Here is a 25,704-nt window from a genome sequence, read left to right as displayed (position 1 = left end):
TTTGGATGGGCGCGTAGCCGGGGAGGCGACGTTGCGTTACGAAATCGACGAGGCCGCGCGGATCTTGTGGCTGGACCTGGTCTCTGCCGGGTCAGCGGACAAGGTGTTGACGGCGACGGTCAATCTGATCACCGGTCGGCCCGAGCTTTGTAGCTGGGACTGGATCGTTGAATGCGAGCCGATGCCAGATGACGCGACGATCCAGCATCTGGGCAAGCTTGCAGAGGCGTGGGGGCCGCCGCCAAGCGACGAGGCTGTGACGGTCTTCGTGACCCACGATCGCCTGCTTTATTTGTGGGCGCGGGTGCTGGATTTTCAGTTCGTGCGTCGCAAGCATCTGATCGAGCAGGACATCGAGGCGGCGCGACGGCTGGTCCAGCGTCGGCGAACGGCGCGAGCAACCAAGATGAACGGAAAATAACGGCGAAGCTCCGGGAGCCTTCAGGTTCGTCCGGGCATTCTCCCGTCATCGGCAAACGCGCTGACAGGAGAAGAGTTATGTCGAACAAGATTTTCAAGACCGGTCTGGCCACGGCTGCCGCTCTCGCCGCCATGGTGACGGCCGCCCCGATGGCCGCCCAGGCTCAAGCCAATGGCGTGACCAACTGCGACGCCCCCGGCGGTCGCCAACGTGCAGGCGCCCTGATCGGCGCGGTTGTCGGCGGCGTGGTGGGTTCCAATCTGGCGCGTAACGAGCGCACGGCCGGCACCATCGTCGGCGCCGGCGCGGGCGCAGCGGCGGGTTCGTACATCGGCTGCAACCAGCAGCGCGCGCGTGCGGCGTCGGTGTCCAACGGTTCGCAATATCGCGCCTCGTCAAACCTGCGTATCCGCAGCGGTCCCGGCACAAACTATCGCCAGGCCGGCACCCTGTCGGCCGGCCAGCCCTTCACCGCTGTCGGTTCGCAGGGTGAGTGGGTCCAGATCGCCGGCGGCGGCTGGGTGAACGCCCACTACGTCACGGCCAACTAGGTCTGAACGGATCACCATCGAAAGCCCCGTCCGGTTCGCCGGGCGGGGCTTTTTGCTGGCGCCTTACTGGCTCACCCAGAGGATGCGCGCCATCCACTCGATCTCGCGGCGCGAAACGACACGGGGCGGATAGTCGGGATTGATGGAGGAGAGGGTGACCGTACGGCTGGTCAGGCTGGTCACCTCCTTGGCCACGGTCTCGCCGGTCGTCAGGCGGGCCACGACCCGGTCGCCCCGCCGCACGCGCGTCGCCTCCTGATCGACGATGACCCGGTCGCCCTCGCGATAGAGCGGCGACATGGAATCGCCCGTGATCTTCAGGCTGAATAGGGTGTCCTTGGCGCGCGGCAGGTCGGTCTGGTCCCAGCCCTCTCCGGTCGGCAGGCCCGCATCATCGAAAAACCCGTCCTGTCCCGCCTTGGCCAATCCGAGAAGCGGCACGGTCGTCGGTCTATCCGGGGCATCGTCGGCCAGCACCGCGAAGTCGGAAAGCGACACGCCGGTCGCCTGCAGCATCAAGGTCATGCTCTCGGTCGACGGCCAGCGCGGACGCGGCGGATCGCCGGGACCAAAGCGTTTGGACGGATTGAAGCTGGTGGCGTCCAACCCCGCACGCCGCGCTAGACCAGACGGCGTCAGCCCCTCACGCCGCGCCAAGGTATCGACGGCCTTCCACAGTTTGGCGTGCGATAGCGGCATGGCGTCCCGACGATCGATTCGCCCACAGAATACGATGCTAGGCTAGGAATTTCTACCTAGGTGGGCTGTGGCGGCTTTTCGGTCCTGCCATGCCCAGAAGGTGCCCATGGTGATGCAGCCGATGATCAGATAGCCGGTGAAGTTCATGACGGTATACAGCGACGCTACCGACACGGGTTGCCCCGTCAGGATCATGATGTGGGACATCACCACGATCAACTGAAGGCCGCTCGCCCACACAGGCCAGGATCCACGATATCTCCAGGCGATCGTGACGAAAGCGGCCAAAAGCGCCAAATCGATCACGAACATTCCCAAGGGAACGCCACGGAAGCCGCTATTCTCCTGCATGACGATCGTGGCAAACCAGGCGAACAGATAGGCTCCCGCGCCAAGCCGTTCCGGCTTTTCGCCTTTCAGAAAGGCGAAAAGCGCCATGCCAACCATGAAGACCGCGCCTACGACGGCGTAGATCATGTTCACCATGCGAAATCGCCCCCACGCAGAATGCGCAGGGGCGATAATGACCTAAGTCAGCCCAAACTGAAATCTCAGCAAGCTAAGCTTACCAAGAATTCACGCCACGCGGAGATGGCCCATCGGACGGGTCTGCTCTTGCGGATCCAGCCAATCATCAGGCTTGCCCACAGGACCGGCGGCATAAGTGCCGTAGCCGAGGCGGCGGTGATCTTTTTGAAGTTCGGCGTGGCAGGCCACGATGGACTCGCGCGCGGCCGACAGGGCGGCGATGGTTTCCATGGCCTTGGCCTGGGAAATCGTGCCGCTGACCGGCGAAAGCGAAAGCGCGGCGCGGGCGCCGATGAAGGATTGAACCAGCGTCGTCGCCTGGGTGATCGCGGCGTCAATCGCGAGTTCGGTAGCATGCAGATCGCCAGCAACGCTGGTGACGACTTCGGTGTGGTCCATGAAAGCCCCTCAGATAAGGTTACGTGAGGCTTATAGTTATCACGTCTTAACCATGCTTGGTAGGGGTATCTTCATAAGTGCGGCAATCGCGCGTTGAAGCGCCGCCATAAGGATGGCGTTGAAGTTCAGCGTCCGTGGGGATCCAGGCCGAATCGGCGCTAGGGCCAGCGGTGACTAGCCCTGGTTGTCCAAGAGGAAGTGTGCGGTCAGGGACGCGATTGGCTGTGCACGTTCTTCCTGCCAAGCCTCGGCCTGAACATGGGCGACGCGGCGGCCGGCGCGGCTGATGCGGGCGCGGGCGAAGACATCTAGAGGTCGGCCAGTGCGCAGATAGGCGACCGTTACATTGATCGGGCGCGGAAGGCGAGAGCTGGGGAAGGTGATCGCAACCTGGGCCATGGCGGTCATTTCCAGCAGGGCGGCCGTCGATCCACCGTGCAGGGCGGGCAGCATGGGATTGCCGATCAGCTTGTCTGCGAACGGCATGATCACCGTGATCTCGTCGCCGCTGACCAGGGTCTGAAGGCCCAGGAAACGGGCATAGGGCATCCGGTCCAAGATGTCGGTCATGCGCCGGCTCCGGTCGAACGCTCACGGGTCTGGTTGAGGATATAGGCGGACTGGGCGGCAGCAACGGGATCTGAGGGATCGTCCTCGAACGCCCAGGCGCGCACGAAGGCGATGGTCGGCGTCAGGCGATAGCAGAGCCCCTGGGCCAGCAAATCCTGACGGGGCCGCGCCGCCCGCATATAGTCGACCCGCAGGTCCAGGGTGGCGATGGGCTGGAAGGTGTCGAGCGCCGTCCAGACCGCCAGGCCGCCGATGTGATCGAGCAAGGTGGTGACCAGGCCGCCGGCGAAGACGCCGCTGTCAGGATCGCCCACCAAATCTTCACGCCATGGCACGCGAATGCGCGGCTCGCCGTCGTGCAGTCCATCGAAGGAGAAACCCAGCGCGCCGGTATGGGCCGCGCCGGCCGCCAGTTGCGGCAGGATGGTGGTGAGGAAGCTCTCTTGCATCGTGCGGGCTAAACCTTTTGAGCCGATTTTCCGATCATCTTGTATGAGGCGGCGACCTGACGGCGTCGAGAGCGTTACCGCAACATGATCCGCCCCGAAGACCTGCTGCACCCGACGCCTGCCGGCCTCTATTGTCCGCCTGGAGACTTCTATATCGACCCGGTTCGGCCGGTGGATCGGGCCGTCATCACGCATGGCCACGCAGACCATGCGCGCGCCGGACACGGTGCGGTTCTCGCCACGCGCCAAACCCTCGCGATCATGGCCGAGCGCTATGGCGCCGATTTCACGGGTCAGCCGCAGTCGGTGGACTATGGCGAGGCGACCGCGATCAACGGCGTGGACTTGCGGCTGGTCCCGGCTGGCCACGTCCTGGGGTCTGCCCAGGTCGAGGTGCGGTGGAAGGGACTGACCATGGTGGTCTCGGGCGACTACAAGCGTCGCCGCGACCCGACGTGTGCGCCTTTCGAGCCCGTGCCGTGTCACGTCTTCATCTCCGAGGCGACGTTCGGCCTGCCCGTCTTCAGCCATCCCCCGGCCGAGGAGGAGGTCGGGCGGTTGGTGCGGTCGCTGGGTCAGTTTCCCGAGCGGGCGCATCTGGTCGGGGCCTATGCGCTGGGCAAGGCGCAACGGATCATCCGCCTGTTGCGCGAGGCGGGCTGGGACCGCACCATCTATGTCCACGGCGCGATGGAGCGGCTGAACGCCTTGTATCAGCGCGAAGGCGTGGATCTGGGGCCGCTGGCCCCGACGCGCGACCTGCCCAAGAATGCGCTGGGTGGAGAGGTCGCCATCGCCCCGCCATCCGCCATCCAGGATCGATGGGCGCGGCGGTTCGCCGATCCAGTTACGGCTTTCGCCTCGGGCTGGATGGGGGTGAAGGCGCGCGCACGCCAGCGGGGCGTGGAGTTGCCGCTGGTCGTGTCGGACCATGCCGACTGGAAAGAGCTGACGGCGACCTTCACCGAACTGAAGCCCGAGGAAATCTGGATCACCCACGGTCGGGAGGAGGGTCTGCTTCGATGGGCGGAGATCAACGGCCAGAAGGCGCGGGCGCTGCGGCTGGTCGGCTATGACGAAGAGGACGAGGAGGCGCTGGACGTCCGTCCAGACTGAAGATCAGGCGGCGGACCGGTCGCCTTCGTCTTCAGAGAGCCGGTCGGCGTGGCCGGCCTCTTCCTGGGCCGCTGACAGGGCGGCGTTCATCGCCATTCGCAAACGTTCAGGCTTGATCGGCTTTTCCACCACGGCGGCCATGCCGATGGAGAGGTAGTGTTTGGCGTCTTCGGGATCGGCGTTCGCGGTCAGGGCCACGATGGGCACGCGGCCGATGGCGCCGGGCAGGGCGCGGATGGCCTGTGTGGCCTGAACGCCGTCCATGCGCGGCATCTTGATGTCCATCAGCACGAGGTCGTAGCGGCTTTCCTGAACGGCCTGAAGCGCCTCAAGGCCATCCTCGGCCAGCTCGGAACTGCAGCCGAACATCTCGCAAAGGGCCTGGGCCACGACGCGGTTGGTGGCGTTGTCATCGACGATCAAGATGTGAGGCGCCGACTTGAGGTCGAATCCCGACAGATCGGATACGTTGGATTGCGTTTCAGCCTCGACCACAGCGCGTGGAGCGGTCAGGTCGAAGGCGAAGGTGGCGCCGCGGCCCTTGTTGTTCTCGGCCCAAATCCGGCCGCCCATGCGGTCGATGACCTGGCGGCAGATCGACAGGCCCAGGCCTGCGCCATCGGGGCCGGAGCCGTGAACGAAGGGTTCGAAGATCGAGTCGACGCGCTCGGCCTCCACACCGGGCCCGTCGTCGCGGATGCCGGCTTCCATATGAATCTGGTCGCCCTCGACCCAGGCTTTCAGCCCCGCCTCGACCACGCCGTTGCGGGCGAACTTCAGTGCGTTGCCGATCAGGTTGTTGAACACCTGCTTCAGTCGCGTGCCATCGATGACGGCCGCCAGCTCGGTGTCGCCTTCATAACCGACCAACAGCGTGACGCCGTCCTGAGACGCGCGCGGCTCCCACATCGACTGGATGTCGTCCATCACGGCGCGGAGGGCGGTGGGGGTGTTGTTCAGCTCCAGTTCGCCCGCCTCGGCCTTGGACAGGTCGACCGCGTCCTGAAGAATGCGCAGCAGGGTTTCGGACGAGTCCATGATCGTCTGGACGTGCGCCTGGGCCGCTGCGTTCAGCGGCTGACGTCGCAGCAGTTCGGCGACGGCCAGCACACCGTTCATCGGCGTGCGCAGCTCGTGGCTCATGATCGCCAGGAACTGGCTCTTGGCGCGGGCGGCGGCGATGGCCTGGGCGCGGGTGTCGCTGAGGATCGCGGCCTGTTCGGCCAGCTCTTCGTTCTGTTGGCGCTGACGCGTGTTTACAGCCTGCAACAGGGTCGCGGCCGTGCCTACGCCCAGATAGGCGCCGTTATGCGTGACGATGAAGCCGCGCAGCAAGGCGGCCGGGCCGCCCTTCAGCATGATGTCGCAGAAGGCGTCGATGCGGACGCCGGCCTCGACCACGGCCGGCTCGGGGTCCATGGCGAAGGTGATGGGGCGCAGGTCGTAGAGGGCGTGGCCGAAACGGGCGGCGATTTTTTGCAGGAAGGCGGTGCGTTCGACCAATCCGACCGGTCGATTTCCATCGACGACGGGAATGACGAGCGTGTCGGGCTCGCGCTCGAAGCGCGCCAGCACCTCGCACCCGAGCGTCGTCGGAGCCACCGGCTGGGGACGCTCGGAAAGGGTTTCGATGGTCGGCATACTGCCTGGAACTCCTACTCGTTGGGACTAATGCCCAAAATCGCTTGCGGATTTGTTAAGCTGGCTCAGCTTGATGCATATCGCTGCAAACGGTGATTTTGCACCGCATCCGGGTCTGGTGTATGAGGCCCGCCTGACCCATCTGGGTCCCATCCCTTTGTGCATGCGCGCGGCCGACCGGCCGACCGCAGATTCGTCATGAGCGTCATCCTGGAAAAGACCTCCCCCACTGCCATAAAGACGGCCCTCGTTCTCTTCTCCGGCGGGCAGGACAGCGCGACCTGTCTGGCCTGGGCGCTGGAGCGGTTTGAGCGGGTGGAGACGGTCGGGTTCGACTACGGCCAGCGCCATCTGGTCGAGATGGAAGCGCGCCAGGCGGTACGCGCCGGGATGAAGACGGCTCTGCCGCAGTGGGCCGACCGGCTGGGCGACGACCATGTGGTGGACCTGACAGGCTATGGTCGGATCGCCGAGAGCGCCCTGACAGCCGACCGCAAGATCGAGATGGATGCGCGCGGCCTGCCGACGACCTTCGTGCCTGGGCGCAACCTGATCTTTCTGGTCGCGGCGGCGGCGCTGGCGGATCGACGCGGGCTGGAGGTGCTGGTCGGCGGCATGTGCGAGACGGATTTTTCGGGTTACCCGGATTGCCGCCACGAGACGATGGAGGCCATGGCGCGGGCCCTGTCGCTGGGGCTGGACAAGCCGGTGGTGATCGACACCCCGCTGATGTGGTTGACCAAGTCCCAGACCTGGGAACTGGCCGATAGACTAGGCGGGGCCAAACTGGTCGAGCTGATCGTCGAGGATAGCCATACCTGTTACCGGGGCGACCGGACCCATCGGCACGCCTGGGGCTATGGCTGCGGCGAATGCCCGGCGTGTGAGTTGCGCGCGGCGGGGTATGCCGAATGGGTCGCGAGCCGGTGACCTATTCGGCCAAGGAAGTCTTTCTGACGGTGCAGGGCGAGGGCGGGCAGGCGGGGCGGCCGGCGGTCTTCCTGCGTTTCGCCGGTTGCAATCTGTGGAGCGGGCGCGAGCAGGATCGCGCGACGGCCGTCTGCAGCTTCTGCGACACGGACTTCGTCGGGATGGACGGGGACGGCGGGGGCAAGTTCGCCACGGCGGACCTGTTGGCCGATCATGTCGCGGCGATGTGGCGAGGACGCGAGGGCGACCCAAAACTGGTCGTTTGCACCGGCGGCGAGCCCTTGCTTCAACTGGATCCGCCGTTGATCCATGCCCTGCACGCGCGCGGTTTCGAGATCGCCATCGAGTCCAACGGCACTCTGGCCGCGCCCGATGGCATCGACTGGATATGCATCAGTCCCAAGGCCGATGCGGCGGTGGTTCAGACGCACGGGGCCGAACTGAAGCTGGTCTATCCGCAAGCCAAGGCCATGCCGGATCGGTTCGAACACCTTGATTTCGAACGGTTCTGGCTCCAGCCGATGGACGGTCCCGACCAGGCGGCGAACACGGCCGCCGCCATCGAATACTGCCTGACCCATCCTCAGTGGCGCCTGAGCGTCCAGACCCACAAATACATCGGCGTCCGCTAATGCCTATCTTCGAGATCACCAAACAGGCGACCTTCGACGCCGCCCATCATTTTCCGAACGAACCCGAGGGCAGCATCTATCGCCGCGTTCACGGCCATTCCTTCACGGTCGAAGCGACGATTCGCTCCGAGACCCTGGACGCCGAACACGGCTGGGTCGCCGATCTGGGGGCGCTGGATCGCGCGCTGAAGACGGCGGCCGAGACGCTGGATCACGGCATGCTGAACGAACACGAAGGGCTGGAAATGCCCAGCCTGGAGAACCTGTGTCTGTGGTTCGTCAAGACGCTGCAACCCGAGTGGCCCGGCCTGTGCCGGGTTCAGGTGGCGCGGCCGACGATCAACGAGCGCTGCGTGCTGAGCCTCTGATCAGCAGCGCTTGCCCTGGCGTTGCCGCTGTTCGCACCGCCTTTGCTCGCGCTCGTAGTCGCGCTGTTCGCGCTCGCGGCGCAGCTTGGTCTCCTCGTCCGAGGTGGTGACGGCGTCGAAGCCGGCGCCGACCACCGCGCCGGTGGCCTTGGCCGTCCCGCCGACGACGGCCGCAGTGCCTCCGACGACAGCGCCGACCAGGCAGCCCTGGAGCATCAGACAGCCCCCCAGGACGACGACGATTTGAGATACGGAAACGAGGCGATTTCGACGACGCATGAGGGACGACTCCAGAGATTTGGAATAGTCGCTGATAATCATGAATGAGGGCTGACTTCAGGCCGTGCGTTGCGGCAGCAGTTTGCGGCGCTGGCGCGAGAGGGCCAGCGGGGTTCCGTCGGCGCCCCAGGCGGAGGCTTCGTCCACTGTCCAGCCCAGCCCCAGGTCCAGCATCCTAAACTCGAAGAAGGCCCAGCCGTCGGGCGCTGTCTGCGGCGCCGGATCGGTCAGGATGTCGATGCGCAGGTCCACGGTTGTCATCGCTGTCGGCGTCTTCGACAGGGTCCACGCCGGCGGATAGAGGGCGTCCAGCAGGTAGCACAGCCCGACCTCGTCCAGCGGCCGGCCGTCCTCCATCCGCATCCAGGTCCGTTCGACCGCCGGTCGGCCCTCGTTGCCGCCCAGGATGTTGGGGCCGCCGTCGAACCGATATTCGACATGCTGCGAGAAGTGCGGGGCCATCGGACCGTGGATGGTCGCCCTGGGGTTCAGGCTGTCCAGCGGCGGGGGCGGCAGGTGCAGGGGCGTGACCGGCGGCGTGGCGCCGCCCAGTCCGTATGTGCCCGTGGCATGGTGGGTCAGGCGACCGTCCTGTTCCGCCTCGACCGCCGCATAGACGACGTTGCGGCCGCCGCGCAGCAGGCGCGGGCGAAAGGTGACCTGATCGCCGAACTTGGCCGCCGACAAATATTGCACCGACAGGGTGCGCAAGGGCGCGGTCAGGGCCAGACCCTGGCGCATCGACTGGGCGCACAGGGCCGCCAGCAGGCCGCCGAACGGAAAGCCCTTTTCCGGCGCCATGCCCGACGGGCCGTTGGAGAAATGGCCGGGCACCGGGGCGGACAGGCCGCCGTCATCCAGGGTCTGGAAGGCCAGGGCGGCGTCGAGGGAGATCGGCAGCGTCATTGCGCAATCCTGCGTCAGGCGAAGAGGCGGCGGAAGACCCGATGAAGATCTCCCGCCGAAGTCGAAGGAACAAGGCGGCGAACCGAGAGGCCCGCATGTCCGTTGCCAAACAAGACTGACTTGGACCGTTCTGATTTGCAACCCTTGCCAAATGCCTGACGCGGCGTCACTTTCGCCGCATGGGACGCACCGCCGACTACAGCCGCCAAAGCTGCTCCATCGCCGCCACGCTTGAGGTGATCGGCGATCCCTGGACCCTGCTGGTCATCCGCGACGCCTTCAACGGCGTCAGCCGGTTCGAACAGTGGCAAGACAATCTGGGCGTGGCGCGCAACGTCCTGGCGGCCCGCCTGAAAAGCCTGGTCCAGCATGGGGTGCTGGAGCCGCGCCTCTATTCCCAACGTCCGCCGCGCAACGAATATATCCTGACCGCCAAGGGCAAGGATCTCTACGGCGTGCTGGTGACCCTGCACGGCTGGGGGGCCAAGCACGTCTATGGCGACGCCGACAGCGGCATCGACATGATCCACAAGACCTGCGGCTCGACCCTGACGCCCCGCATCGCCTGCGGCTGCTGCAACGAGATCGTCAAACCCCGGGACATCCTGCTGACCCGTGCGGAGAACCGGCCGACGGTGGGCGATGTGATGCCGAAAGAAGCCGCTTAGGCGCTATCGATCATCGCAGACTTTCGCCGGTCCATTCTTCCGATATAGCCCAAAGCCGCTCGGCCAGATCAATGTCAGCCGCCCAGGCGGCGACACCCCTGCGGCCGGTTTCGCCGGTGTTGAGCGGAGCGATGTCGCAATCTTCGCAATAGACTCCGCCCAGCTCCGCCAGCGAGGGGCTGGTTGCGCACCAAAGGCTGGTGGCTGCGCCTTGATCGAGGCTCTTCATGCCGCGGTCAGGATCGATGATGGGCTGTCCTTCGGCGTCCAAAGCCTCGAATCCTGCGATCTCTTCTTCTGAGAGATGACGCGCCAGATCCGTCAGAATTTGACCCGGATGAAGAGAGAAGGCGCGGACACCATTCGCCGCGCCGCGCTGATCCAACGCCATGGCGAACAAGGCGTTTGCGGTCTTGGACTGACCATAGGCAGCCCATTTGTCGTAGGGGCGACGCAGGAAGTCGATGTCGTCGAAATCGATCCCAGCGATTTGATGGCCCCGCGAAGAGACGGTAACGACGCGCGCCCCTTCGGCTGTCAGCAAGGGCCAAAGGGCGCAGGTCAGGCGGAAGTGGCCCAAGTGGTTGGTGGCGAATTGCCCCTCGTGTCCGTCCGGATCACGGAACAGCGATGTCGCCATAACGCCGGCGCTGTTCACCAGGATCGAAACAGAGCGCGCCTCGTCTCGCATCTTCGAGGCGAATGCCAGTATTGAGCCGGGCGCGGTCAGGTCCATGTCCGCCACCATGGCGCCCGTGACGCCGTCCAAGGCGGCCTCGGCCCGAGCCCGATCGCGAGCGGGTACGACAACGCGGGCGCCGGCGGCAGCCAGGCTGCGAACGGTGACCAGGCCAATGCCGGAATAGCCGCCGGTGACGACTGCGGTCCGGCCGCCCAGATTTACCCCCGACATGACGTCATCGGCGGTGCTTGCCGCGCTGAAACCTGATCCGATGGGTTGCTGTCGCGTGATCATAGAAGATGTCCTGTTTGGCTGTAGCCAAAGGATCGACTATGGGGATCGAATGAAACAGACTTCTAAATACGTTTTTCTGTCGTGATAATCCAGAAATCGCCAGTTGATCCCTTATCCAGCGTCTTGGGCGCTATCGGCTTCAGCGTCGCCTGTTCGGTGCGATTGACGGCTGGCGGCGATTGGGCGCTGCGCTTTCAACCCATCGCGTTGAAGTTCAATGCTGTGCGCCACGGCGGCTGCTGGCTGACATTGGAAGGCGAGACGCCGATCAGGTTGGAGAGCGGCGACTGTTTCATCGTCTCCGGGCGGCCTTTCGTGCTGGCCAGCGCGCCTGATTTGCCTGCGGTCGATGCGGCGAAGGTGTTTGGCGAGAATGGTCTGTCAGCGGTCTACGGCCAAGGCGAGGATGTGGCCTTTCTGGGCGGGAGCGTGGAATTCACTGACACGGGGGCGGGTGATCTTCTGAATCTTTTGCCGCCCGCGTTGGTGATCCGAAGAGGGGCCGATGGGGCGGGCGTTATGGGCTGGCTGCTGGAGCAGCTGGATTTGGAATGGCGTGAAGGTCAGGCCGGCGGGCAGGCGGCCTGCGAGGACCTGCTGCGATTGATGTTCATCAACGCACTGCGCGGCCATTTGACTCAGGCGGACGAGGGGGCGCTGGGATGGTTGGCGGGTTTGAATGACCGACCGACTGCGGCGGCCTTGCGAGCCATACATGCGGAGCCGGCGCGTGCTTGGCGGCTTCCGGAACTGGCGCAGGAAGCAGGCCTGTCGCGAACAGGCTTCGCTGAGCGGTTTAAGGCCAAGGTTGGTCGGACGCCCATTGAATACGCCACACGCTGGCGGATGCGCGTCGCAGCACGCCGTTTGAAAGATGGGCGTCGCAGTATCTCTGATGTCGCTCAGGAACTAGGCTTTTTGTCAGACAGCGCGTTCGGCGCGGCTTTTCGCCGTGTGCATGGCGTATCGCCTGGACGCTATCGGGCCACTCACAAGGCATCCCGAGGGGATTGATGCTGCCGCTTTCTGGCAGCAAGTCTGCTAGGGTCGTCGCGTGTCCCGGTCCGAACGCCTGCTTGATCTGCTGAACGTCCTGCGGCGGCATCGTCGGCCGGTGAGCGGGCAGGTGTTGGCGGATGAGATGGGCGTCAGCCTGCGCACCCTGTATCGCGACATCGCCAGCCTGCAGGCGCAAGGCGCGACGATCGAGGGGGAGGCGGGGGTCGGCTATGTGCTGAAGCCCGGCTTCATGCTGCCGCCGCTGATGTTCACGCCGGAAGAGATCGAGGCCCTGGTGCTGGGCTCGCGCTGGGTGGCGGACCGGGCGGACCCACGCATGCGGGATGCGGCGTTGGCGGCTCTCGGGCGGATTTCGGCGGTGTTGCCGCCCGATCTGCGCGACGAGATGGAGACCTCGGCCCTGCTGGTCGTGCCGGGCGCGCCGTTCCCGGCGGACCAGGTCGATCCGGGGCTGTTGAGGAAGGCGATCCGCACCGAGCGGCGGCTGAGGCTGTGCTATCGCGACGAGGCGGGCGCGGCGTCCGAACGGGTGGTCTGGCCCTTCGCCCTGGCCTTCTTTGATCGGGTGCGGCTTCTGATCGCCTGGTGCGAGCTGCGCGGCGACTTCCGCAGTTTCCGTACCGACCGCATCGTCGAGGCCGAGGTGATGGAGGCCCGCTATCCTGCGCGTCGGCAGGCCCTGATGAAGACCTGGCGCGAGGCGCACGAAAGGTCGAGGTCGTCCGAAGGCTGCTGACGGAAACTGGCAGCAGGACCGGCTAGGCTCCGTCGTGTTGGAGCAAGGGACGGGCTGATGATCGAGATCGAAGACATTCTTCTGGCTGTCGCGGATCCAGAGACCAGCGCGCGTTTCTATGCGGGCCTGCTCGGTTGTCGGCCGGTGATGGCGGGGCCGGATCGGGCGCTGTTCGTGCTCAGTTCAGGCCGTGCGCTGGGCCTGTTGCGGTGCGCGGGCGATCGGCGCGAGGTGTGCGAGGTCGATTTCCCTCTGGACGGCGCAGCCGCCGTTGATCAGGCCCACATCGACTGGTGGGACCGGGGCGCGCGCATCCTGACGCCGCCGATGGATACGCAGCCGGGTCGCAGCTTCGTGGCTGGCGACCCGGACGGGCATCGGTTGAGGGTCTATGCCGTCGCGACTTGAGGGGACCGATGAGCGGGCCCCCTCGGCTAAGTCGGGCCTATTTTCGCACGTGTTTGTCCAGAACCGCCGCTATGCGACGACTGCCGTCGTGTCGCGGATGAAGCCGCCGCCGAGCACACGTTCGGTGTCCACAGGGTCGTAAAGGGCGCAGGCCTGGCCGGGGGCCACGCCTTCTTCGCCGTCATCGAAGACGATGCGGACTTCGCCGTCGATCATGGTCAGGCGGGCAGGGGAGGGCTGACGTGTCGAGCGGACGCGGGCCAGGACCGGGATGTTGGCTTCGGCGGCCTCGACGATGGTGGCCTCGTCGCCCAGCCAGTTGGTTTCTTCCAAAGTCAGGGACGCGGTCAGCAGGGCTTCGCGCGGGCCGACGATGACGCGGCGCGTATCCGGCTCCAGTTTCGTCACGAACAGCGGCTCGCCCACGGCGACGTTCAGCCCCCGGCGCTGGCCGATGGTGTAGTCGGTGATGCCGGCGTGGGTTCCGAGAACCCGACCGTCCATATGCACGATCTCGCCGGCCTCGCGCCCCTGCGGACGCAGCCGGTCGATCAGGGTGCGATAGTCGCCGGAGGGGACGAAACAGATGTCCTGGCTGTCCGGCTTGGCGGCGATCTTCAGCCCTAGTTCGGCGGCGACGCCGCGTACCTGGGGCTTTTCCAGATCGGCCAAGGGGAAGCGCAGATAGTCGAGCTGATCCTGGGTCGTGGCGAACAGGAAATAGGACTGGTCTCGGGAATGGTCGATCGCCTTGCGCATCTGCGAGCGATTGCCGACGGCGGCGCGGCGGACGTAGTGGCCTGTGGCCATGGCCTCGGCGCCCAGGTCGCGGGCGACGTCCAGCAGGTCGCGGAACTTCACAGTTTGATTGCAGCGAATGCAGGGGACCGGGGTCTGGCCCTTCAGATAGGAGTCGGCGAACTGGTCGATCACCGCGTCCTTGAACCGGCTCTCATAGTCGAGGACATAGTGCGGGATGCCGATCATCTCTGCGGCCAGACGTGCGTCGTGGATGTCCTGGCCCGCGCAGCAGGCGCCCTTCTTCTTCAGGGCCGCGCCGTGGTCGTAGAGTTGCAGGGTCACGCCGACGACGTCATAGCCGGCCTTGTGCAGCAGGGCGGCGACGACGGTGGAGTCCACCCCGCCCGACATGGCCGCGACAATGCGCGCCCCCTTCGGCAGACCGACCGCCGCCCGCGCGCTCTCGACCGCCGCATCCATGTCGGTGTGGACGATGTTCGGAATAGCGCAGATGTCTTCGACCAGGGTCATTGAGGCCATTTAGTGCGGAACCCGCGCGATTTCGAGGCCTGTAACGAAAAGGGCCGCACCCGTCGCCGGATGCGGCCCTTCCTCGTCTTCGGGGGGAACTCTTATGAGCGGTAGCTCTGGATCCGCGTCGTGCGCAGACCCTGCATGCCCCACTTATCGATGGCCTTCTGCCATGCGAGGAATTCTTCGGCCGTCAGGCGATACTTCGCCAGGGCGTCGTCAAGGCTGAGCAGGCCGCCGCGAACGGCGGCGACAACCTCGGCCTTGCGGCGGATCACCCACCGGTCCGTATTGGACGGCGGCAGATCGTTCAGGGTCAGGGGCGTGCCAGTCGGTCCGACCACGTATTGTTCGCCTTTGCTATTCAGGCGTCGCTCTTGCAACATGGGCTTATGCCTCTTTCACCAACACCGTAGTGTCATGAAAATAGGCGGTCCCGACTAAGGTCCGTTTAAGCGTCGTGGTGAAGGAACGGATAAAATCCGTCCCTCCCCGAACGACTCTGTAAACCTTGATTGCGCGACGATTCATCGAGACTAACGCTTACTTACTCGCCGATCAGCGTTTGATGTTGATCAGCTCGGCCAGCATTTCATCGGCCGTGGTGATGATCTTGGACGAGGCGGAATAGGCCCGCTGGGTTGTGATCAGGCCCGTGAACTCGGCGGACAGATCGACCGTCGAGGACTCTAGCTGCTTGGCCGCGATCTCGCCCGCGCCGCCCGTGCCGGCGGCTTTAAGGTTGAAGGTGCCGGACTGCAGGCTGACGGCGTAGGCGTTGCCGGAGACTTCACGAAGGCTGTCGGGGCTGGGGAAGGTGGCGACCGCGACCTGGGCGATGCGACGCATCACGCCATTGTCGAAGATGGCGGTGACGTAGCCGCCTTCGTCGATCTTGATCTCGCTCAAATTGCCGAAGGCCGTTCCGTTGGTGACCGTCGATTGAACCACCGAGGCCGTGTTCAGTTGGCTGAGGCCGCCTGCGGAGGTGTTAAGCTCCAGTGTCACGGCTTGGGCGGCGATGCCCAGGCCGCCGGCCCAGGCGACCTGGCCCGGCGCCATGGTCAGGTTGTTCGGATCGGACATGCCGAAGTCCATCGTGGCCATGGTGGGGTCGGCAAACAGGCCCATGCCCTCCGGCCAGGTCTTCATCGTCTCGACATCCAGACGACCCGACGGGGTGAATGCGATCTTGCCCGTCTTGATCTGGCCGTTGGAATAGGGCGCGCCGGTCACGACATCGTCGGCCGGCACAGAAACGATTTCAGAATACCAGATGTTAGGCTCGTCGCTCTTTAGGAAGCGAATTTCCAGATTGCGCTGGCCCCCTTTGGAATCCGAGACCGGAATATTCATCTTGAAGTCGGGTTTGACGCCGACGGGGTTGTCGTCGTCGGCGTTGTACATGGCCATCGAGTTTACCGACGGATCATATTTCGTCCTGGCGACATTGGCGTTGCCCAAGCCGATGTCCGCCAGATTGACGGTATAGGGCGCGCCGGTCGCGGGCGTGAACTGCAACTGGGTCGGCGGCGTGCCGACAGGGGTGGCCGAGCCCGCGTTCGCGCCCGTGATCGTAAGGCCGGTCAGGGCCCCGGTCGTCGGGTCGAAGGTCGCCGCGCCATCGATCCTTTGCGAGCCGGATTTGATGACGACGTCATGGCTGTCGGCGCCGGTGCGGGTATAGCGGACCGAAACGTCGTGCGTGACCGGCGGCGTCGCCGTGTCGGTGACCCCCGTATAGGATTGGGCGCTGGCGGCGGCGGACGATGCCTGGTCCGAACGCAGGTTGGCATTGATCTGGATGCGAGTCGTCGGTTCGGCGGTGCCGCCGACGGATCCGATGTTGATCGAGCGCAGGCGCGACAGGTCCGACGGATCGGTCGCAATCTCGCCGTTGGAGTCCACCGGCCAACCTTGCAGATAAAGGCCTGCGCTATTTTTCAGATAGCCCTGCTTGTCGACGGTGAAGGCGCCGGCGCGGGTGAACAGGCGAGTGTCCGTGGCGCCGACGTCCTCGGCCTGTGTCGTGGTGACGAAAAAGCCCTGGCCGCTGACGGCGAGGTCGGTGCTGGAGGTCGTGCGCTGAAGCTGACCTTCCTGACTGACGAACGATCGCGTGTTGGTGGTCACGCCGCCGGCGGAATAGCTGCCGCCGGTCGAGGACTGGCTGTTGACCAGGGTCTGGAACTCGCTGGCCGTACGTTTGTAACCGACGGTGTTGACGTTGGCGATGTTCTGGGAAATCGCCGCCAGGGCGGCGGAGTTGGCGGCGAGACCGGACACGCCGGCCAGCATTGCACTGTTGAGGCTCATGGAAGAACGCTCCTTAAATGAAAATCATCGGGAAGACGGCGGATCGCATCATGCGGCCGCCTCCTCGGTGGGGACGTTCGGATTCTCCGTATCGTCGGTGTCGTTGTCGGCCTGCGCCTTGATCTCGTTGAGCGAGATCACAGTCGAGAGCGGAAGTATGGAGTCGCCGATCACCAGGTATGGCGCGCCGTCGTACATTTCGACGCCGGTCACCCGACCCTGGATCAGAGCCTGGGCGTCGACCTTGGCGCCTGTCGCGTTGGTCGCCGCGACCTTGAGCGTGTAGACGCCGCCGTCCTCTGCCGTTCCGCCGTTGTTGAGTTTTCCGTCCCAGTTGAAGGTATGCAGGCCGGAGTTCTTGTCCGGCGCGGCGCCCTCCCAAACCACGGCGCCCTTGCTGTCGACGACCTGCAACGTGGCCTTGTCGGCGTCGGCGCCCAGTTCGTAGGCCCAGGTCGCCTTGCCGTCGTTGAACTCTGTGGCCGTCCATGCCGCCGTGACGCTCTTGCCGATATAGTTGGAGGCGTTGTCGAGGCCGCCTCCCGCCTGAGCGGCGAGCAGGCTGGTCAGCAGGTCGTTGGTCAGCAGTTGCTGCTCGACGCCTGCCATCTGGGTCAGCTGTCCGGTGAACTCGTTGGAATCCAGCGGCGACAGTGGATCCTGATTTTTCATCTGTGTGGTCAGCAGCGTCAGGAAGGTCTCGAAGTTCGAGGCCAGCATGGTGGTGCTGCTGTTCAGACGACCAGAGGCGTCGGCGGTGGAGATGGCGTCGACCATGGGGTCAGACCTTCACATCGACGCGGTCAGGCGTCTGGGAATGGTTGATCCAGGCGCCGGGCGCCGGGACGATGGGGGTGTCGGCCTGGGCCGCCAGGCGAGAGCCGCCGGCGAACAGGGCGTTGCGTTGCTGCTGACGGTCGAAGGCGCCGCCATTGCCGGCCGACGGATCGCGTTGCGAGAAGTCGAGCGCATCGCCTGCGACCTGGAAGCCGGCGTCCTGAAGCTGGCGACGCAGTTCGTCGGCGCGGCCTTTGAGATCGGCGGCGGCGGCGGGATTGTCGAAGGCCAGGCGAGCGGACAGCTGGCCGTCCTTGCCGATCTCGAGGCTGACATCCACACGGCCCAGGTCTTCCGGCGTCAGCACCATGTCGAACCGTGTCGAACGGTTGTCCAGCCTGCGGGCGATCTGGGCGGCGAGTTGTGCGGTCGTCTCGACGGTCGCGCGCGACAAGGTCGAGAGACCTAGGTCGCGATCAGGCGCGACGGCCTGCTGGACGCCTTGAGGGTCAGCAGGAGCCGCCGTGCCCCCCGTCTGTGCGGCGTCAGCTACGACGGGGAAAGGCGTCGGCTCGGCAGTTGCGTCGGCTGTCGCCGTCGGTTTGGCGGAAAGGGGCGAGGCGGCGCCGGCGTCCGCCAGAGACGGCGTTTGTACGCCTGTCGCTTTTGCGTCGGCCGTGTCGATCGAGACGGTCGATGTCGCGGCGTTGGCGGTCTGATGGGCGACTTCGTGACGCAAGGGCTTTAGAGGCGGCGCGGGCATTGTCTGCGGCGGCAGATCGTGAGCGGGGCCCGCCGCAGCGTCTGCGGACAGGTCGGGCATGCCGATCGCTGCGGCGATGTCGGCCGATACGATCTGAGCGGGCTTCGGCGACGCCGCAGCGACGGAAATTTGGACCAGAGCCGTCGGGATTTGGGCGGCGGTCATGGCTTGGGCGATGGGCGAGGGCGCGGACGGTGTGGCGTCGCCTGACGACATCGCCTGAAAGGCGGCCTTCTCGGCCCCTGATGCGGAAATATCGACGCCCGAAGGTTCGGCGGAATGCGTCGCGGTTTGTATCACGGGTCGGACCGTAGGCGTTGGCTTTCCCGACTGCTTCTGAGCGCCCGATCCGGCCGCCGAACGAGCGGCTTCGCTTTGCGGCCCATCGGTTGTCGTTTTTCCCGACGCTTCCGCGGCAAAGCTTGAAGAGGGGGGAGCGTTTTCCACCGCCATAACGTCGGTCGCCTCGTCTGCAGTCGCTTCAGGCGCCGCGGGCGGCACAATGGCGAAGGTCGCGCTTGTGTTAGCCGGCGCGGCGACGAGTTCGCTTGCGGCAACCTCTGTGGCCAAGGCCGTCAGCGGCGTCGGCTGCGCTGAGAGGAAAGATGACGCAAAAGCCGCGACCGCACTGTCGTCGTGGTCCAGCACTTCTTCGACCGCGATCGTGGTCTCGTCGGACGCTGAAGATGCGATTCCAGACTTTGAAGCGCCCTGCGTGCTCTGTGTTTGGCTTTCGAGCGGCGGCTCAAATGCGACGTTGTGACTTTCGTCATCTATGGCTTGCGTCACGGCGACGCTAGGCGTGCGGGAGATCGTAAAGCGGCCGAACGCGCCTCGTTCGACCGACGTATTGCCGAGGCCGGCGTCCAGAATGCTGGCGACCTTGCTGGAGAACAGGCCGGCGTCGCCCATGTCTGCGGCGCCGGAGGCGGCAACCGGCGTTCCGGTCGGAACCGGAGCGTCAGGCGCAAACAGTGCGGAAACGATCGACATTGAAGCGCGGCGGCTTTCGTGAGGGACGAAGACGGCGCCTGCTGCGCCCAAGGGTTCGCCGAACTCAACGCAAGGGGCGGGCCAAGACCTTAGTTTAGCAAAAACAATAGCTAATGGAGGTCGATCGATGTGCGATCGTCAGGGTGGAGGTCGTTTATTGCCGCGCTATCGCCATTTTTTGCCCGGCTGTCGGCGAACGGCCTTCGCTGCGGCGTTGAGCCTCAAAACCGCATCCGCGATGTTGGCCCGACCTTTGCGCGTCTTGCCGATCATGACGGCCGTCCGATCTGCGATCTTGTGGAAAAACAAAGCTCTGTGCGAGCGGGGACGGCGCGTGGCTGGGCAAGAACTGCGCGCGACGATGCAGCGGTTGCCGGGTAGGGCGGGGGAGACGCGTCAATGTCGCTGAACTCGATCATGAACATCGCGACGTCGGGGCTGAAGACGGCCCAGACCCAGTTGCGCGTGACCGCCGACAATATCGCCAACGTCGATACGCCCGGCTACATCCGCAAGGTCGCAGACCAGTCGGCTGCCGTCACCAACGGCTATGGCTCCGGCGTCGATGTCACGCGGGTGCGTCTGGCGACCGACCGCTTCCTGCAGGCGGCGAGTTTGAGCGCGGGGTCGGACGCCGCGCGTCAGACCGTGCGTTACGAGCTTTACGACCAGATCCAGAACCAGTTCGGCGATCCCAGCAGCGACAGCAACTTCTTCGCGCAGGTGGACAAGCTGTTCGCCAGCTACGCCACCCTGGCCGAAAGCCCGACCTCGTCCGCCGGGCGTCAGGACACGATCTACAAGACCCAGGCGATCTTCAATCAGGCTTCGGGCATCGCCGCGCAGATCCAGTCGGCACGCCAGGAGGCGGACGGCCGACTGTTGAGCGCAGTCGAGACGGTCAATCCGCTGCTTGAGCAGATCGCCAAGCTGAACAAGACGATCGCCTCGGGCACGGTGACCAATGAGGATGTGACCGGCGCCCAAAACGCCCAGCTGGGACTGATCAACGAACTGTCCAAATATATGGACGTGAAGGTCGAGGCCCGCTCCAATGGCGGCGTGACCCTGCGCACCAATGCCGGCACCACCCTGGTGGGCGAAGGCGCGGCGACGCTGTCGTATCAGTCGGCCGGCACGGTCGACGCCACGACGGCCTTCTCCGACATCATGATCAGAGAGCCCAGCGGCACGCGCTGGCCGCTGCTGGACGGGCTGTCGTCGGGTGAGATTCGGGGCCTGGTCGAAATCCGCGATGTCGATGCCCCAGCCGCCGCCGCGCGCCTGGGCGAACTGACGGCCAAACTGGCCGATGAACTGAACCGCGCCCACAACGCCAACAGCAGCGTGCCGGCGCCGACGACCCTCACAGGGCGCAATACCGGACAGTCGCTGGAAAATGCCCTGACGGGCTTCACCGGCACGACCACGATCACGGCGGTCGATGCGGCCGGCGTGGTGCAGGCTTCGGCTCGGATCGTCTTCTCCGGCGGCACGATGACGATCAACGGCGCAGCCGCCGACCCGACCACCTTCCTCAGCGTCCTGAACGCCCAGATGGGTGGGGCGGCGACGGCCAGCTTCTCGGACGGCAAGCTGCAACTGGACGGCGCGGGCGGCAACGGCGTCGCCATCGCCGACGACGCGACATCGCCCAGCGCCAAGAGCGGTCGCGGGTTCTCGCACTGGTTCGGTCTGAACGACCTGGTTTCGACCACCACGCCCAGCTTCTACGAGACCGGTCTGACTCTGGCTTCGCAACACGGCTTCGATCCGGGCGAAAGTCTGACCCTGCGCGTCTCTGGGCAGTCCGGTTCGCGTCAGCGCGACATCACTGTCTCGGTGCCGGTCGGTACAGGGACGATGGGCGAGATGCTGGGCGCGTTGAACGACCCGATCACGGGCGTCGGACGCTATGGCTCCTTCAGCCTGGACGCGGCCGGCAAGCTGGCGTTCAAGGCCTATGATCCGGCCGCCACGACCCTGAGCGTGGTCAATGACAACACGACCCAGGACCCGTCGGGCGTTTCGATGTCGCAGTTGTTCGGCCTGGGAGAGATCGGGGCGACGCGGGCCGGCGCCTATACGGTTCGCAGCGACATTCAGCGGGACCCCGGCAAGCTTGCGCTGGCGCAACTGAACCTGTCGGCGGCGGCGGGCGCGCCGGCGCTGAGCAAGAGCGACGGACGCGGCGGCCTGGTGCTGGGCGACGTGGGCAAGAAAAACGTCGCCTTTGGCGCAGCCGGTGGAAACTCGGGCGGGACCAAGACCCTGTCGTCCTATGCCGCAGACTTCGCCGGCGAGATCGGCGGCAAGGCGTCGGCCGCCAAGACCCGCAGCGAGACCGCGACCGCTTTGGCCAGGGAGGCGGACAGCCGCCGCACCTCGGCCGAGGGCGTGAACATGGACGAGGAACTGGTCAATATGACCACCTTCCAGCAAGCCTATAATGCCTCCGCCCGCCTGATCCAGGCGAGCAAGGACATGTACGACGTTCTGATCGGAATCCTGCAATGAACCGCGTTGCGACCAACGGAAACTATCAGTCGGCTCTTCTCAGCCTGATGAACGCGCAGAGCCGCGCCCAGCAGGCGCAAGAGCGGATCGACAGCGAGAAGATCGCCACCGACATGTCCGGCTATGGCCGGGGCGCCGAACAGCTGACCAGCCTGACCTCGACCCAGGCGCGGCTGGATGGTTTCATCGCCACAGGAGAAGCCGTCGCCGCGCGGTTGAGCGCGCAGGATCTGGCCATGAACCGAATCTATGAAGGCGGAACCGGCGCGCGCGAAGCCATCGCCACCAGCCTGGCCGCCGGTCGGATCGACAACCTCATGGTCGAGCTGGGCCTGAATTATCAGACCGTGCAGGGCGGTTTGAACGCCGAGCATCAGGGGTCTTATCTGTTCGCGGGCGGACAGGGGGATGTCGCGCCGGCCACCGCCGGAACCATGGCCGCCTTGGCCACGGCGCCGTCGACCGCCTCGACCTTTGCCAACGATACGCTGAAACAGAAGTCGCGCATCGACGAGAAGACGACCGTCGAGACCGGCTTTTTGGCCAGCGAGATCGGCGGACCGCTGACCGAGGTGTTCCGCAACATCCAGGCCTTCCAGAATGGTGCGCCGGTGACGGTGGGCGGCGTGACCTATACGCCGACCGGGCCGGGCACGCTGACGGGCCAGCCCAACGCCGACATCACCGCCTTCCTGAACGCGCAGATGGGCGAACTGGACAAGGCAAATGCGGGTCTCACCAACCAGACCGCCAAGAACGGCCTGATGCAGAACCACGTCGAGTCGGCGCTGGAGTCTCAAGAAGGGCAGAAGACGGCCCTGCAGAAGATGATGCAGGACAAGTCCGGGTATGATCCTGCGCGTGCGATCACCGACCTGCAGATGGCGCAGGTGGCGATCGAGGCCTCGGCCCAGATCATCAACTCGCTGAAGAACACGTCGCTGTTGAACCTGCTGCGTTAAGCCGCCGCTTTAAAAAAGAAAACGGCAACGCTGGACCGATTGGTGGTCGAGAACGTATCATGAACAATGGCTCGTCTCGATCTGCGTCGAAAACTGTCCGTTCTCGCCGATGCGGCGAAATACGACGCCTCGTGTTCGTCGTCGGGGACGTCGAAACGAAATTCGCTCGGGGGCAAGGGGATAGGCTCGACCGAGGGCATGGGCATCTGCCACGCCTATACGCCGGACGGGCGTTGCATCAGCCTGTTGAAGATCCTGCTGACGAACTTCTGCATCTACGACTGCGCCTATTGCATCAATCGCGTGTCGTCGAACGTGGAGCGGGCGCGGTTCGATGTGGACGAGGTGGTCGATCTGACGCTGAACTTCTACAAGCGCAACTATATCGAGGGGTTGTTCCTGTCGTCGGGCATTATCCGGTCCGGCGACTATACGATGGAGCAGCTGGTTCTGGTCGCCAAGACCCTGCGCGAGGTTCACGACTTCCGCGGCTATATCCACCTGAAGCTGATCCCCGAGGCCGATCCCAAGCTGGTGGAGATGGCGGGCCTGTATGCCGACCGTCTGTCGGCCAATATCGAACTGCCGCGCGACGAGGCTCTGGCCCGATTGGCCCCGCAGAAGGACGTCGGCGTCATCAAGAAGGCGATGAGCCAGGTGCGGCTGGGCGTTGAGGCGGCCAAGCCGGGCAAACGCGACAAGATCAAGCCGCCGAAGTTCGCGCCGGGCGGTCAGAGCACGCAGCTGATCATCGGCGCCGACGGCGCGCCGGACACCGAAATCCTGGATCGCAGCGCGTCGCTGTATGGCGGCTATGGATTGCGGCGGGTCTACTATTCGGCGTTCAGCCCGATCCCTGATTCCAGCGCCGTCCTGCCGCTGTCCAAACCGCCCCTGATGCGTGAGCACCGGCTGTATCAGGCCGACTGGCTGATGCGGTTCTACGGTTTTTCCGCGCCAGAGATCGGGGAAGGGGCGTCGGACGGCATGCTGGACCTTGCGGTCGATCCCAAACTGGCCTGGGCGCTGAACAAGCGCGAGCAGTTTCCGGTCGATGTGAATCGGGCGCCGCGCGAGATGCTGCTGCGGGTTCCCGGCTTTGGGGTGAAGGCGGTGGACCGGATCGTGTCGGTTCGGCGCTATCGGACCTTGCGGCTTGAGGATGTCGGGCGGCTGACGCGGTCGGTTGCGAAAATCCGGCCGTTCATCACAGCGCTGGACTGGACGCCGGGCGGGCTGACGGATGCGGCGGACCTGAGGGCGCGCGTGACCAGCCGCACGCCCGAGCAGTTGAGCCTGTTCTGATGGCGACGGCGATGCTGGACGGCGAGACGGACTTCGACGGCTGGCGCAAGGCGGCGCGGGCGTTCCGGCTGGCGGGCGTGGAGCCGGCGGCGGCGCGGTTCGTGGTGCGCGGCGGGCAGGAGCAGGGGGGATTGTTCGATAAGGCACCGGCTGCTCACCCCAGCCTACGGGCAGACGAGCGGCAGGAATTCAGCGTCCCGAAAGACTTCGTGGAACTGGCCCAGAACCTGATCCTGCACCGGTCCGGCGACCGGTTCGACCTGATGTATCGGCTGCTGTGGCGGCTGCGGGACGAACCGGATCTGATCAAGGTGATCTCCGACCGCGACGTGGCGGACGCGCTGGAGCGGGTGAAAAACGTCAGTCGTGCGTCGCATAAGATGAAAGCCTTCGTGCGCTTTCGCCAGGTGCATGACGACCGCGGCGAGGCCTGGGTGGCGTGGTTCGAGCCGCCGCACCGGGTGCTGGAAAAGACCGCGCCCTTCTTCCAACGGCGGTTCACGACCATGCGCTGGTCGATCCTGACGCCGGACGGCTCGGCCTTCTGGGACGGCGGGACCCTGCGGTTCGGCCCGCCCGCGACACGCGACATGGCGCCGGCCGAGGACGAGATCGAGGACTTCTGGAAGACCTACTACGCCTCGACCTTCAATCCCGCGCGCCTGAAGGTGAAGACCATGCAGGGCGAGATGGCCAAGTCCTACTGGAAGAACCTGCCCGAGGCCGCGCTGATTCCGGAGCTGATCGCCGCCTCGTCGGTTCGCACCGACACCATGGTCGCCGCGCCCGCGCCCGAACCCAATCCGCGCTTCGCACGCCTGACTGCGCCCGATCTTCACGCCGCGCGGCCGGACGCCGAGGCGGTGCCCAACAGCTTGGCCGATGTGACGGACGGGGTTCAGGCCTGCCGCCGTTGCCCTCTGTATCGTGATGCGACCCAGGGCGTGTGCGGGGAGGGACCGGCGACGGCGCGGCTGATGATCGTCGGCGAACAGCCGGGCGATCAGGAGGATCTGGCGGGCCGCGCCTTTATCGGGCCGGCGGGTCAGGTGCTGGATGCGGCGCTGGCCGAGGCAGGCATCGACCGATCCGACGTCTATGTCACCAACGCCGTCAAACACTTCAAGCACGAGCCGCGCGGCAAACGCCGTCTGCACAAGACGCCCAACGTAGGCGAGGTCCAGGCCTGTCGCTGGTGGTTGGATGCGGAGCGGCGGCTGATCAAGCCCAAGGTCGTGCTGGCGCTAGGCGCGACGGCCGGTTTGGCGCTGTTGGGGCGCAAGCCTGCCGTGATGCAGGAACGCGGTGCGCCGATCGCGCTGGAGGATGGATCAAGCGCCGTCCTGACCGTACACCCCTCCTATCTGCTGCGCCTGCCCGATGCGGAGGCCAAAGCTCAGGCGCGTCGGCTGTTCATCGACGATCTGGTCGCGGTTCGGCGTCGTATGGATTGATCCGAGAACGAATCCCGTTCGGCCGCGTTTGGCATCAGCGTGAGCGTG

29 protein-coding genes are annotated in these 25,704 nt (G+C 65.3%); 15 read left to right on the top strand and 14 right to left on the bottom strand.

Annotation, left to right across the window (positions count from 1 at the left end):
- Positions 1 to 31: 31 nt before the first annotated feature.
- A complete protein-coding gene (locus ACP693_RS00725) occupies positions 32 to 421 on the top strand; it encodes a hypothetical protein (RefSeq protein WP_426016176.1) in 390 nt (129 codons plus the stop codon).
- 77 nt (positions 422 to 498) lie between these two features.
- On the top strand, positions 499 to 972 hold the full coding sequence (locus ACP693_RS00720) for an SH3 domain-containing protein (RefSeq protein ID WP_346496507.1): 474 nt from the start codon (positions 499 to 501) through the stop codon (positions 970 to 972).
- Between the two features lie 63 nt (positions 973 to 1,035).
- Here the strand turns inward: ACP693_RS00720 and ACP693_RS00715 are convergent, their stop codons facing one another.
- From ACP693_RS00715 to ACP693_RS00695, 5 genes are all read right to left on the bottom strand, one after another.
- Entirely contained in the window at positions 1,036 to 1,671 is a 636-nt protein-coding gene (locus ACP693_RS00715) for a S24 family peptidase (protein WP_426016178.1), read from the bottom strand.
- A gap of 42 nt (positions 1,672 to 1,713) precedes the next feature.
- Positions 1,714 to 2,157 (bottom strand): hypothetical protein, encoded by a 444-nt coding sequence (locus ACP693_RS00710; RefSeq protein ID WP_426016179.1) that lies wholly within the window; start codon positions 2,155 to 2,157, stop codon positions 1,714 to 1,716.
- Between the two features lie 90 nt (positions 2,158 to 2,247).
- Entirely contained in the window at positions 2,248 to 2,598 is a 351-nt protein-coding gene (locus tag ACP693_RS00705) for a hypothetical protein (protein WP_426016180.1), read from the bottom strand.
- A gap of 174 nt (positions 2,599 to 2,772) precedes the next feature.
- Complete coding sequence (locus ACP693_RS00700; protein ID WP_426016181.1) at positions 2,773 to 3,168, bottom strand: PaaI family thioesterase; 396 nt, start codon at positions 3,166 to 3,168, stop codon at positions 2,773 to 2,775.
- Positions 3,165 to 3,617, bottom strand: coding sequence for a PaaI family thioesterase (locus ACP693_RS00695; protein ID WP_426016183.1), 453 nt, complete (start codon positions 3,615 to 3,617; stop codon positions 3,165 to 3,167). Before ACP693_RS00695 ends, ACP693_RS00700 begins: the two co-directional genes overlap by 4 nt.
- An 84-nt stretch (positions 3,618 to 3,701) precedes the next feature.
- On the opposite strand from ACP693_RS00695, the gene ACP693_RS00690 reads away from it, so the two are divergent.
- Positions 3,702 to 4,733, top strand: a complete 1,032-nt coding sequence (locus tag ACP693_RS00690) for a ligase-associated DNA damage response exonuclease (protein ID WP_426016184.1) — start codon at positions 3,702 to 3,704, stop codon at positions 4,731 to 4,733.
- Between the two features lie 3 nt (positions 4,734 to 4,736).
- On the opposite strand, the gene ACP693_RS00685 is transcribed toward ACP693_RS00690, so the two are convergent.
- Positions 4,737 to 6,374: a response regulator gene (locus ACP693_RS00685; protein WP_426016186.1), complete on the bottom strand. Its 1,638-nt coding sequence runs from the start codon at positions 6,372 to 6,374 to the stop codon at positions 4,737 to 4,739.
- Positions 6,375 to 6,572: 198 nt separating this feature from the next.
- On the opposite strand from ACP693_RS00685, the gene queC reads away from it, so the two are divergent.
- From queC to ACP693_RS00670, 3 genes are read left to right on the top strand one after another with little or no spacing between them, the layout of a single operon-like run.
- Positions 6,573 to 7,304: a 7-cyano-7-deazaguanine synthase QueC gene (gene queC / locus ACP693_RS00680; protein ID WP_426016188.1), complete on the top strand. Its 732-nt coding sequence runs from the start codon at positions 6,573 to 6,575 to the stop codon at positions 7,302 to 7,304.
- The gene (gene queE, locus ACP693_RS00675; RefSeq protein ID WP_426019555.1) at positions 7,301 to 7,936 is read left to right on the top strand and encodes a 7-carboxy-7-deazaguanine synthase; all 636 of its coding nucleotides are present in this window, start codon (positions 7,301 to 7,303) and stop codon (positions 7,934 to 7,936) included. Before queC ends, queE begins: the two co-directional genes overlap by 4 nt.
- A complete protein-coding gene (locus ACP693_RS00670) occupies positions 7,936 to 8,304 on the top strand; it encodes a 6-pyruvoyl trahydropterin synthase family protein (protein ID WP_426016190.1) in 369 nt (122 codons plus the stop codon). The genes queE and ACP693_RS00670 overlap by 1 nt, the downstream gene beginning before the upstream one ends.
- On the opposite strand, the gene ACP693_RS00665 is transcribed toward ACP693_RS00670, so the two are convergent.
- Positions 8,305 to 8,583, bottom strand: coding sequence for a hypothetical protein (locus ACP693_RS00665; RefSeq protein ID WP_284877983.1), 279 nt, complete (start codon positions 8,581 to 8,583; stop codon positions 8,305 to 8,307).
- 57 nt (positions 8,584 to 8,640) lie between these two features.
- Positions 8,641 to 9,489, bottom strand: a complete 849-nt coding sequence (locus ACP693_RS00660; protein WP_426016192.1) for a thioesterase family protein — start codon at positions 9,487 to 9,489, stop codon at positions 8,641 to 8,643.
- A 179-nt stretch (positions 9,490 to 9,668) separates the two neighbouring features.
- Between ACP693_RS00660 and ACP693_RS00655 the strand changes: the two genes are divergently transcribed.
- The gene (locus ACP693_RS00655) at positions 9,669 to 10,157 is read left to right on the top strand and encodes a winged helix-turn-helix transcriptional regulator (protein WP_426016193.1); all 489 of its coding nucleotides are present in this window, start codon (positions 9,669 to 9,671) and stop codon (positions 10,155 to 10,157) included.
- A 10-nt stretch (positions 10,158 to 10,167) separates the two neighbouring features.
- Here ACP693_RS00655 and ACP693_RS00650 read toward each other — a convergent pair whose 3' ends face one another.
- Positions 10,168 to 11,133: an oxidoreductase gene (locus tag ACP693_RS00650; RefSeq protein ID WP_426016194.1), complete on the bottom strand. Its 966-nt coding sequence runs from the start codon at positions 11,131 to 11,133 to the stop codon at positions 10,168 to 10,170.
- Between the two features lie 81 nt (positions 11,134 to 11,214).
- Here ACP693_RS00650 and ACP693_RS00645 point away from each other — a divergent pair, with 81 nt between their 5' ends.
- From ACP693_RS00645 to ACP693_RS00635, 3 genes are read left to right on the top strand one after another with little or no spacing between them, the layout of a single operon-like run.
- On the top strand, positions 11,215 to 12,147 hold the full coding sequence (locus tag ACP693_RS00645) for an AraC family transcriptional regulator (RefSeq protein WP_426016196.1): 933 nt from the start codon (positions 11,215 to 11,217) through the stop codon (positions 12,145 to 12,147).
- A gap of 40 nt (positions 12,148 to 12,187) precedes the next feature.
- Entirely contained in the window at positions 12,188 to 12,889 is a 702-nt protein-coding gene (locus tag ACP693_RS00640) for a YafY family protein (protein WP_346496532.1), read from the top strand.
- Positions 12,890 to 12,946: 57 nt separating this feature from the next.
- Positions 12,947 to 13,297 (top strand): VOC family protein, encoded by a 351-nt coding sequence (locus ACP693_RS00635; protein WP_426016198.1) that lies wholly within the window; start codon positions 12,947 to 12,949, stop codon positions 13,295 to 13,297.
- Positions 13,298 to 13,366: 69 nt separating this feature from the next.
- Here ACP693_RS00635 and mnmA read toward each other — a convergent pair whose 3' ends face one another.
- The 5 genes from mnmA to ACP693_RS00610 form a co-directional block, all read right to left on the bottom strand.
- Positions 13,367 to 14,569, bottom strand: a complete 1,203-nt coding sequence (gene mnmA, locus ACP693_RS00630) for a tRNA 2-thiouridine(34) synthase MnmA (RefSeq protein WP_426016200.1) — start codon at positions 14,567 to 14,569, stop codon at positions 13,367 to 13,369.
- A 101-nt stretch (positions 14,570 to 14,670) separates the two neighbouring features.
- The gene (locus ACP693_RS00625; RefSeq protein ID WP_026108337.1) at positions 14,671 to 14,955 is read right to left on the bottom strand and encodes a DUF1153 domain-containing protein; all 285 of its coding nucleotides are present in this window, start codon (positions 14,953 to 14,955) and stop codon (positions 14,671 to 14,673) included.
- 172 nt (positions 14,956 to 15,127) lie between these two features.
- Complete coding sequence (gene flgE, locus ACP693_RS00620) at positions 15,128 to 16,885, bottom strand: flagellar hook protein FlgE (protein WP_426016202.1); 1,758 nt, start codon at positions 16,883 to 16,885, stop codon at positions 15,128 to 15,130.
- Between the two features lie 48 nt (positions 16,886 to 16,933).
- Entirely contained in the window at positions 16,934 to 17,662 is a 729-nt protein-coding gene (locus ACP693_RS00615) for a flagellar hook assembly protein FlgD (protein ID WP_425984546.1), read from the bottom strand.
- Between the two features lie 4 nt (positions 17,663 to 17,666).
- Positions 17,667 to 18,725, bottom strand: coding sequence for a flagellar hook-length control protein FliK (locus tag ACP693_RS00610; protein WP_426016204.1), 1,059 nt, complete (start codon positions 18,723 to 18,725; stop codon positions 17,667 to 17,669).
- Between the two features lie 202 nt (positions 18,726 to 18,927).
- Between ACP693_RS00610 and ACP693_RS00605 the strand changes: the two genes are divergently transcribed.
- The 5 genes from ACP693_RS00605 to ACP693_RS00585 all read left to right on the top strand — a co-directional run bounded on the left by ACP693_RS00605 (position 18,928) and on the right by ACP693_RS00585 (position 25,656).
- A complete protein-coding gene (locus ACP693_RS00605) occupies positions 18,928 to 19,188 on the top strand; it encodes a hypothetical protein (RefSeq protein WP_426016206.1) in 261 nt (86 codons plus the stop codon).
- Between the two features lie 647 nt (positions 19,189 to 19,835).
- Positions 19,836 to 21,935 (top strand): flagellar hook-associated protein FlgK, encoded by a 2,100-nt coding sequence (gene flgK, locus ACP693_RS00600; RefSeq protein ID WP_426016207.1) that lies wholly within the window; start codon positions 19,836 to 19,838, stop codon positions 21,933 to 21,935.
- Positions 21,932 to 22,897 carry a flagellin gene (locus ACP693_RS00595; protein WP_426016209.1) on the top strand — a complete coding sequence of 322 codons (966 nt, stop codon included), beginning with the start codon at positions 21,932 to 21,934 and terminating at the stop codon, positions 22,895 to 22,897. The genes flgK and ACP693_RS00595 overlap by 4 nt, the downstream gene beginning before the upstream one ends.
- A gap of 66 nt (positions 22,898 to 22,963) precedes the next feature.
- Positions 22,964 to 24,202: a putative DNA modification/repair radical SAM protein gene (locus tag ACP693_RS00590; protein ID WP_426016211.1), complete on the top strand. Its 1,239-nt coding sequence runs from the start codon at positions 22,964 to 22,966 to the stop codon at positions 24,200 to 24,202.
- Positions 24,202 to 25,656 (top strand): UdgX family uracil-DNA binding protein, encoded by a 1,455-nt coding sequence (locus tag ACP693_RS00585; protein WP_426016213.1) that lies wholly within the window; start codon positions 24,202 to 24,204, stop codon positions 25,654 to 25,656. The genes ACP693_RS00590 and ACP693_RS00585 overlap by 1 nt, the downstream gene beginning before the upstream one ends.
- Positions 25,657 to 25,704: the final 48 nt, after the last annotated feature.

It is taken from the genome of Brevundimonas sp. TWP1-3 (assembly GCF_049896085.1).
GTDB lineage: Bacteria > Pseudomonadota > Alphaproteobacteria > Caulobacterales > Caulobacteraceae > Brevundimonas.
The sequence above is the reverse complement of the archived record's forward strand: the minus strand, read 5'-3'. Positions and strand labels throughout refer to the sequence as shown.

Coding starts and splice junctions, on each gene's coding strand:
- ACP693_RS00670 (WP_426016190.1), top strand. CDS start 7,936: ATGCCTATCTTCGAGATCACCAAACAGGCGACCTTCGACGCCGCCCAT.
- ACP693_RS00720 (WP_346496507.1), top strand. CDS start 499: ATGTCGAACAAGATTTTCAAGACCGGTCTGGCCACGGCTGCCGCTCTC.
- flgE (WP_426016202.1), bottom strand. CDS start 16,885: ATGAGCCTCAACAGTGCAATGCTGGCCGGCGTGTCCGGTCTCGCCGCC.
- ACP693_RS00715 (WP_426016178.1), bottom strand. CDS start 1,671: ATGCCGCTATCGCACGCCAAACTGTGGAAGGCCGTCGATACCTTGGCG.
- ACP693_RS00595 (WP_426016209.1), top strand. CDS start 21,932: ATGAACCGCGTTGCGACCAACGGAAACTATCAGTCGGCTCTTCTCAGC.
- ACP693_RS00705 (WP_426016180.1), bottom strand. CDS start 2,598: ATGGACCACACCGAAGTCGTCACCAGCGTTGCTGGCGATCTGCATGCT.
- queC (WP_426016188.1), top strand. CDS start 6,573: ATGAGCGTCATCCTGGAAAAGACCTCCCCCACTGCCATAAAGACGGCC.
- ACP693_RS00665 (WP_284877983.1), bottom strand. CDS start 8,583: ATGCGTCGTCGAAATCGCCTCGTTTCCGTATCTCAAATCGTCGTCGTC.
- ACP693_RS00625 (WP_026108337.1), bottom strand. CDS start 14,955: ATGTTGCAAGAGCGACGCCTGAATAGCAAAGGCGAACAATACGTGGTC.
- ACP693_RS00585 (WP_426016213.1), top strand. CDS start 24,202: ATGGCGACGGCGATGCTGGACGGCGAGACGGACTTCGACGGCTGGCGC.
- ACP693_RS00700 (WP_426016181.1), bottom strand. CDS start 3,168: ATGACCGACATCTTGGACCGGATGCCCTATGCCCGTTTCCTGGGCCTT.
- ACP693_RS00590 (WP_426016211.1), top strand. CDS start 22,964: ATGGCTCGTCTCGATCTGCGTCGAAAACTGTCCGTTCTCGCCGATGCG.
- ACP693_RS00635 (WP_426016198.1), top strand. CDS start 12,947: ATGATCGAGATCGAAGACATTCTTCTGGCTGTCGCGGATCCAGAGACC.
- ACP693_RS00690 (WP_426016184.1), top strand. CDS start 3,702: ATGATCCGCCCCGAAGACCTGCTGCACCCGACGCCTGCCGGCCTCTAT.
- ACP693_RS00615 (WP_425984546.1), bottom strand. CDS start 17,662: ATGGTCGACGCCATCTCCACCGCCGACGCCTCTGGTCGTCTGAACAGC.
- mnmA (WP_426016200.1), bottom strand. CDS start 14,569: ATGACCCTGGTCGAAGACATCTGCGCTATTCCGAACATCGTCCACACC.
- ACP693_RS00605 (WP_426016206.1), top strand. CDS start 18,928: ATGGCGAAGGTCGCGCTTGTGTTAGCCGGCGCGGCGACGAGTTCGCTT.
- ACP693_RS00685 (WP_426016186.1), bottom strand. CDS start 6,374: ATGCCGACCATCGAAACCCTTTCCGAGCGTCCCCAGCCGGTGGCTCCG.
- ACP693_RS00650 (WP_426016194.1), bottom strand. CDS start 11,133: ATGATCACGCGACAGCAACCCATCGGATCAGGTTTCAGCGCGGCAAGC.
- ACP693_RS00655 (WP_426016193.1), top strand. CDS start 9,669: ATGGGACGCACCGCCGACTACAGCCGCCAAAGCTGCTCCATCGCCGCC.
- ACP693_RS00660 (WP_426016192.1), bottom strand. CDS start 9,489: ATGACGCTGCCGATCTCCCTCGACGCCGCCCTGGCCTTCCAGACCCTG.
- ACP693_RS00710 (WP_426016179.1), bottom strand. CDS start 2,157: ATGGTGAACATGATCTACGCCGTCGTAGGCGCGGTCTTCATGGTTGGC.
- ACP693_RS00695 (WP_426016183.1), bottom strand. CDS start 3,617: ATGCAAGAGAGCTTCCTCACCACCATCCTGCCGCAACTGGCGGCCGGC.
- flgK (WP_426016207.1), top strand. CDS start 19,836: ATGAACATCGCGACGTCGGGGCTGAAGACGGCCCAGACCCAGTTGCGC.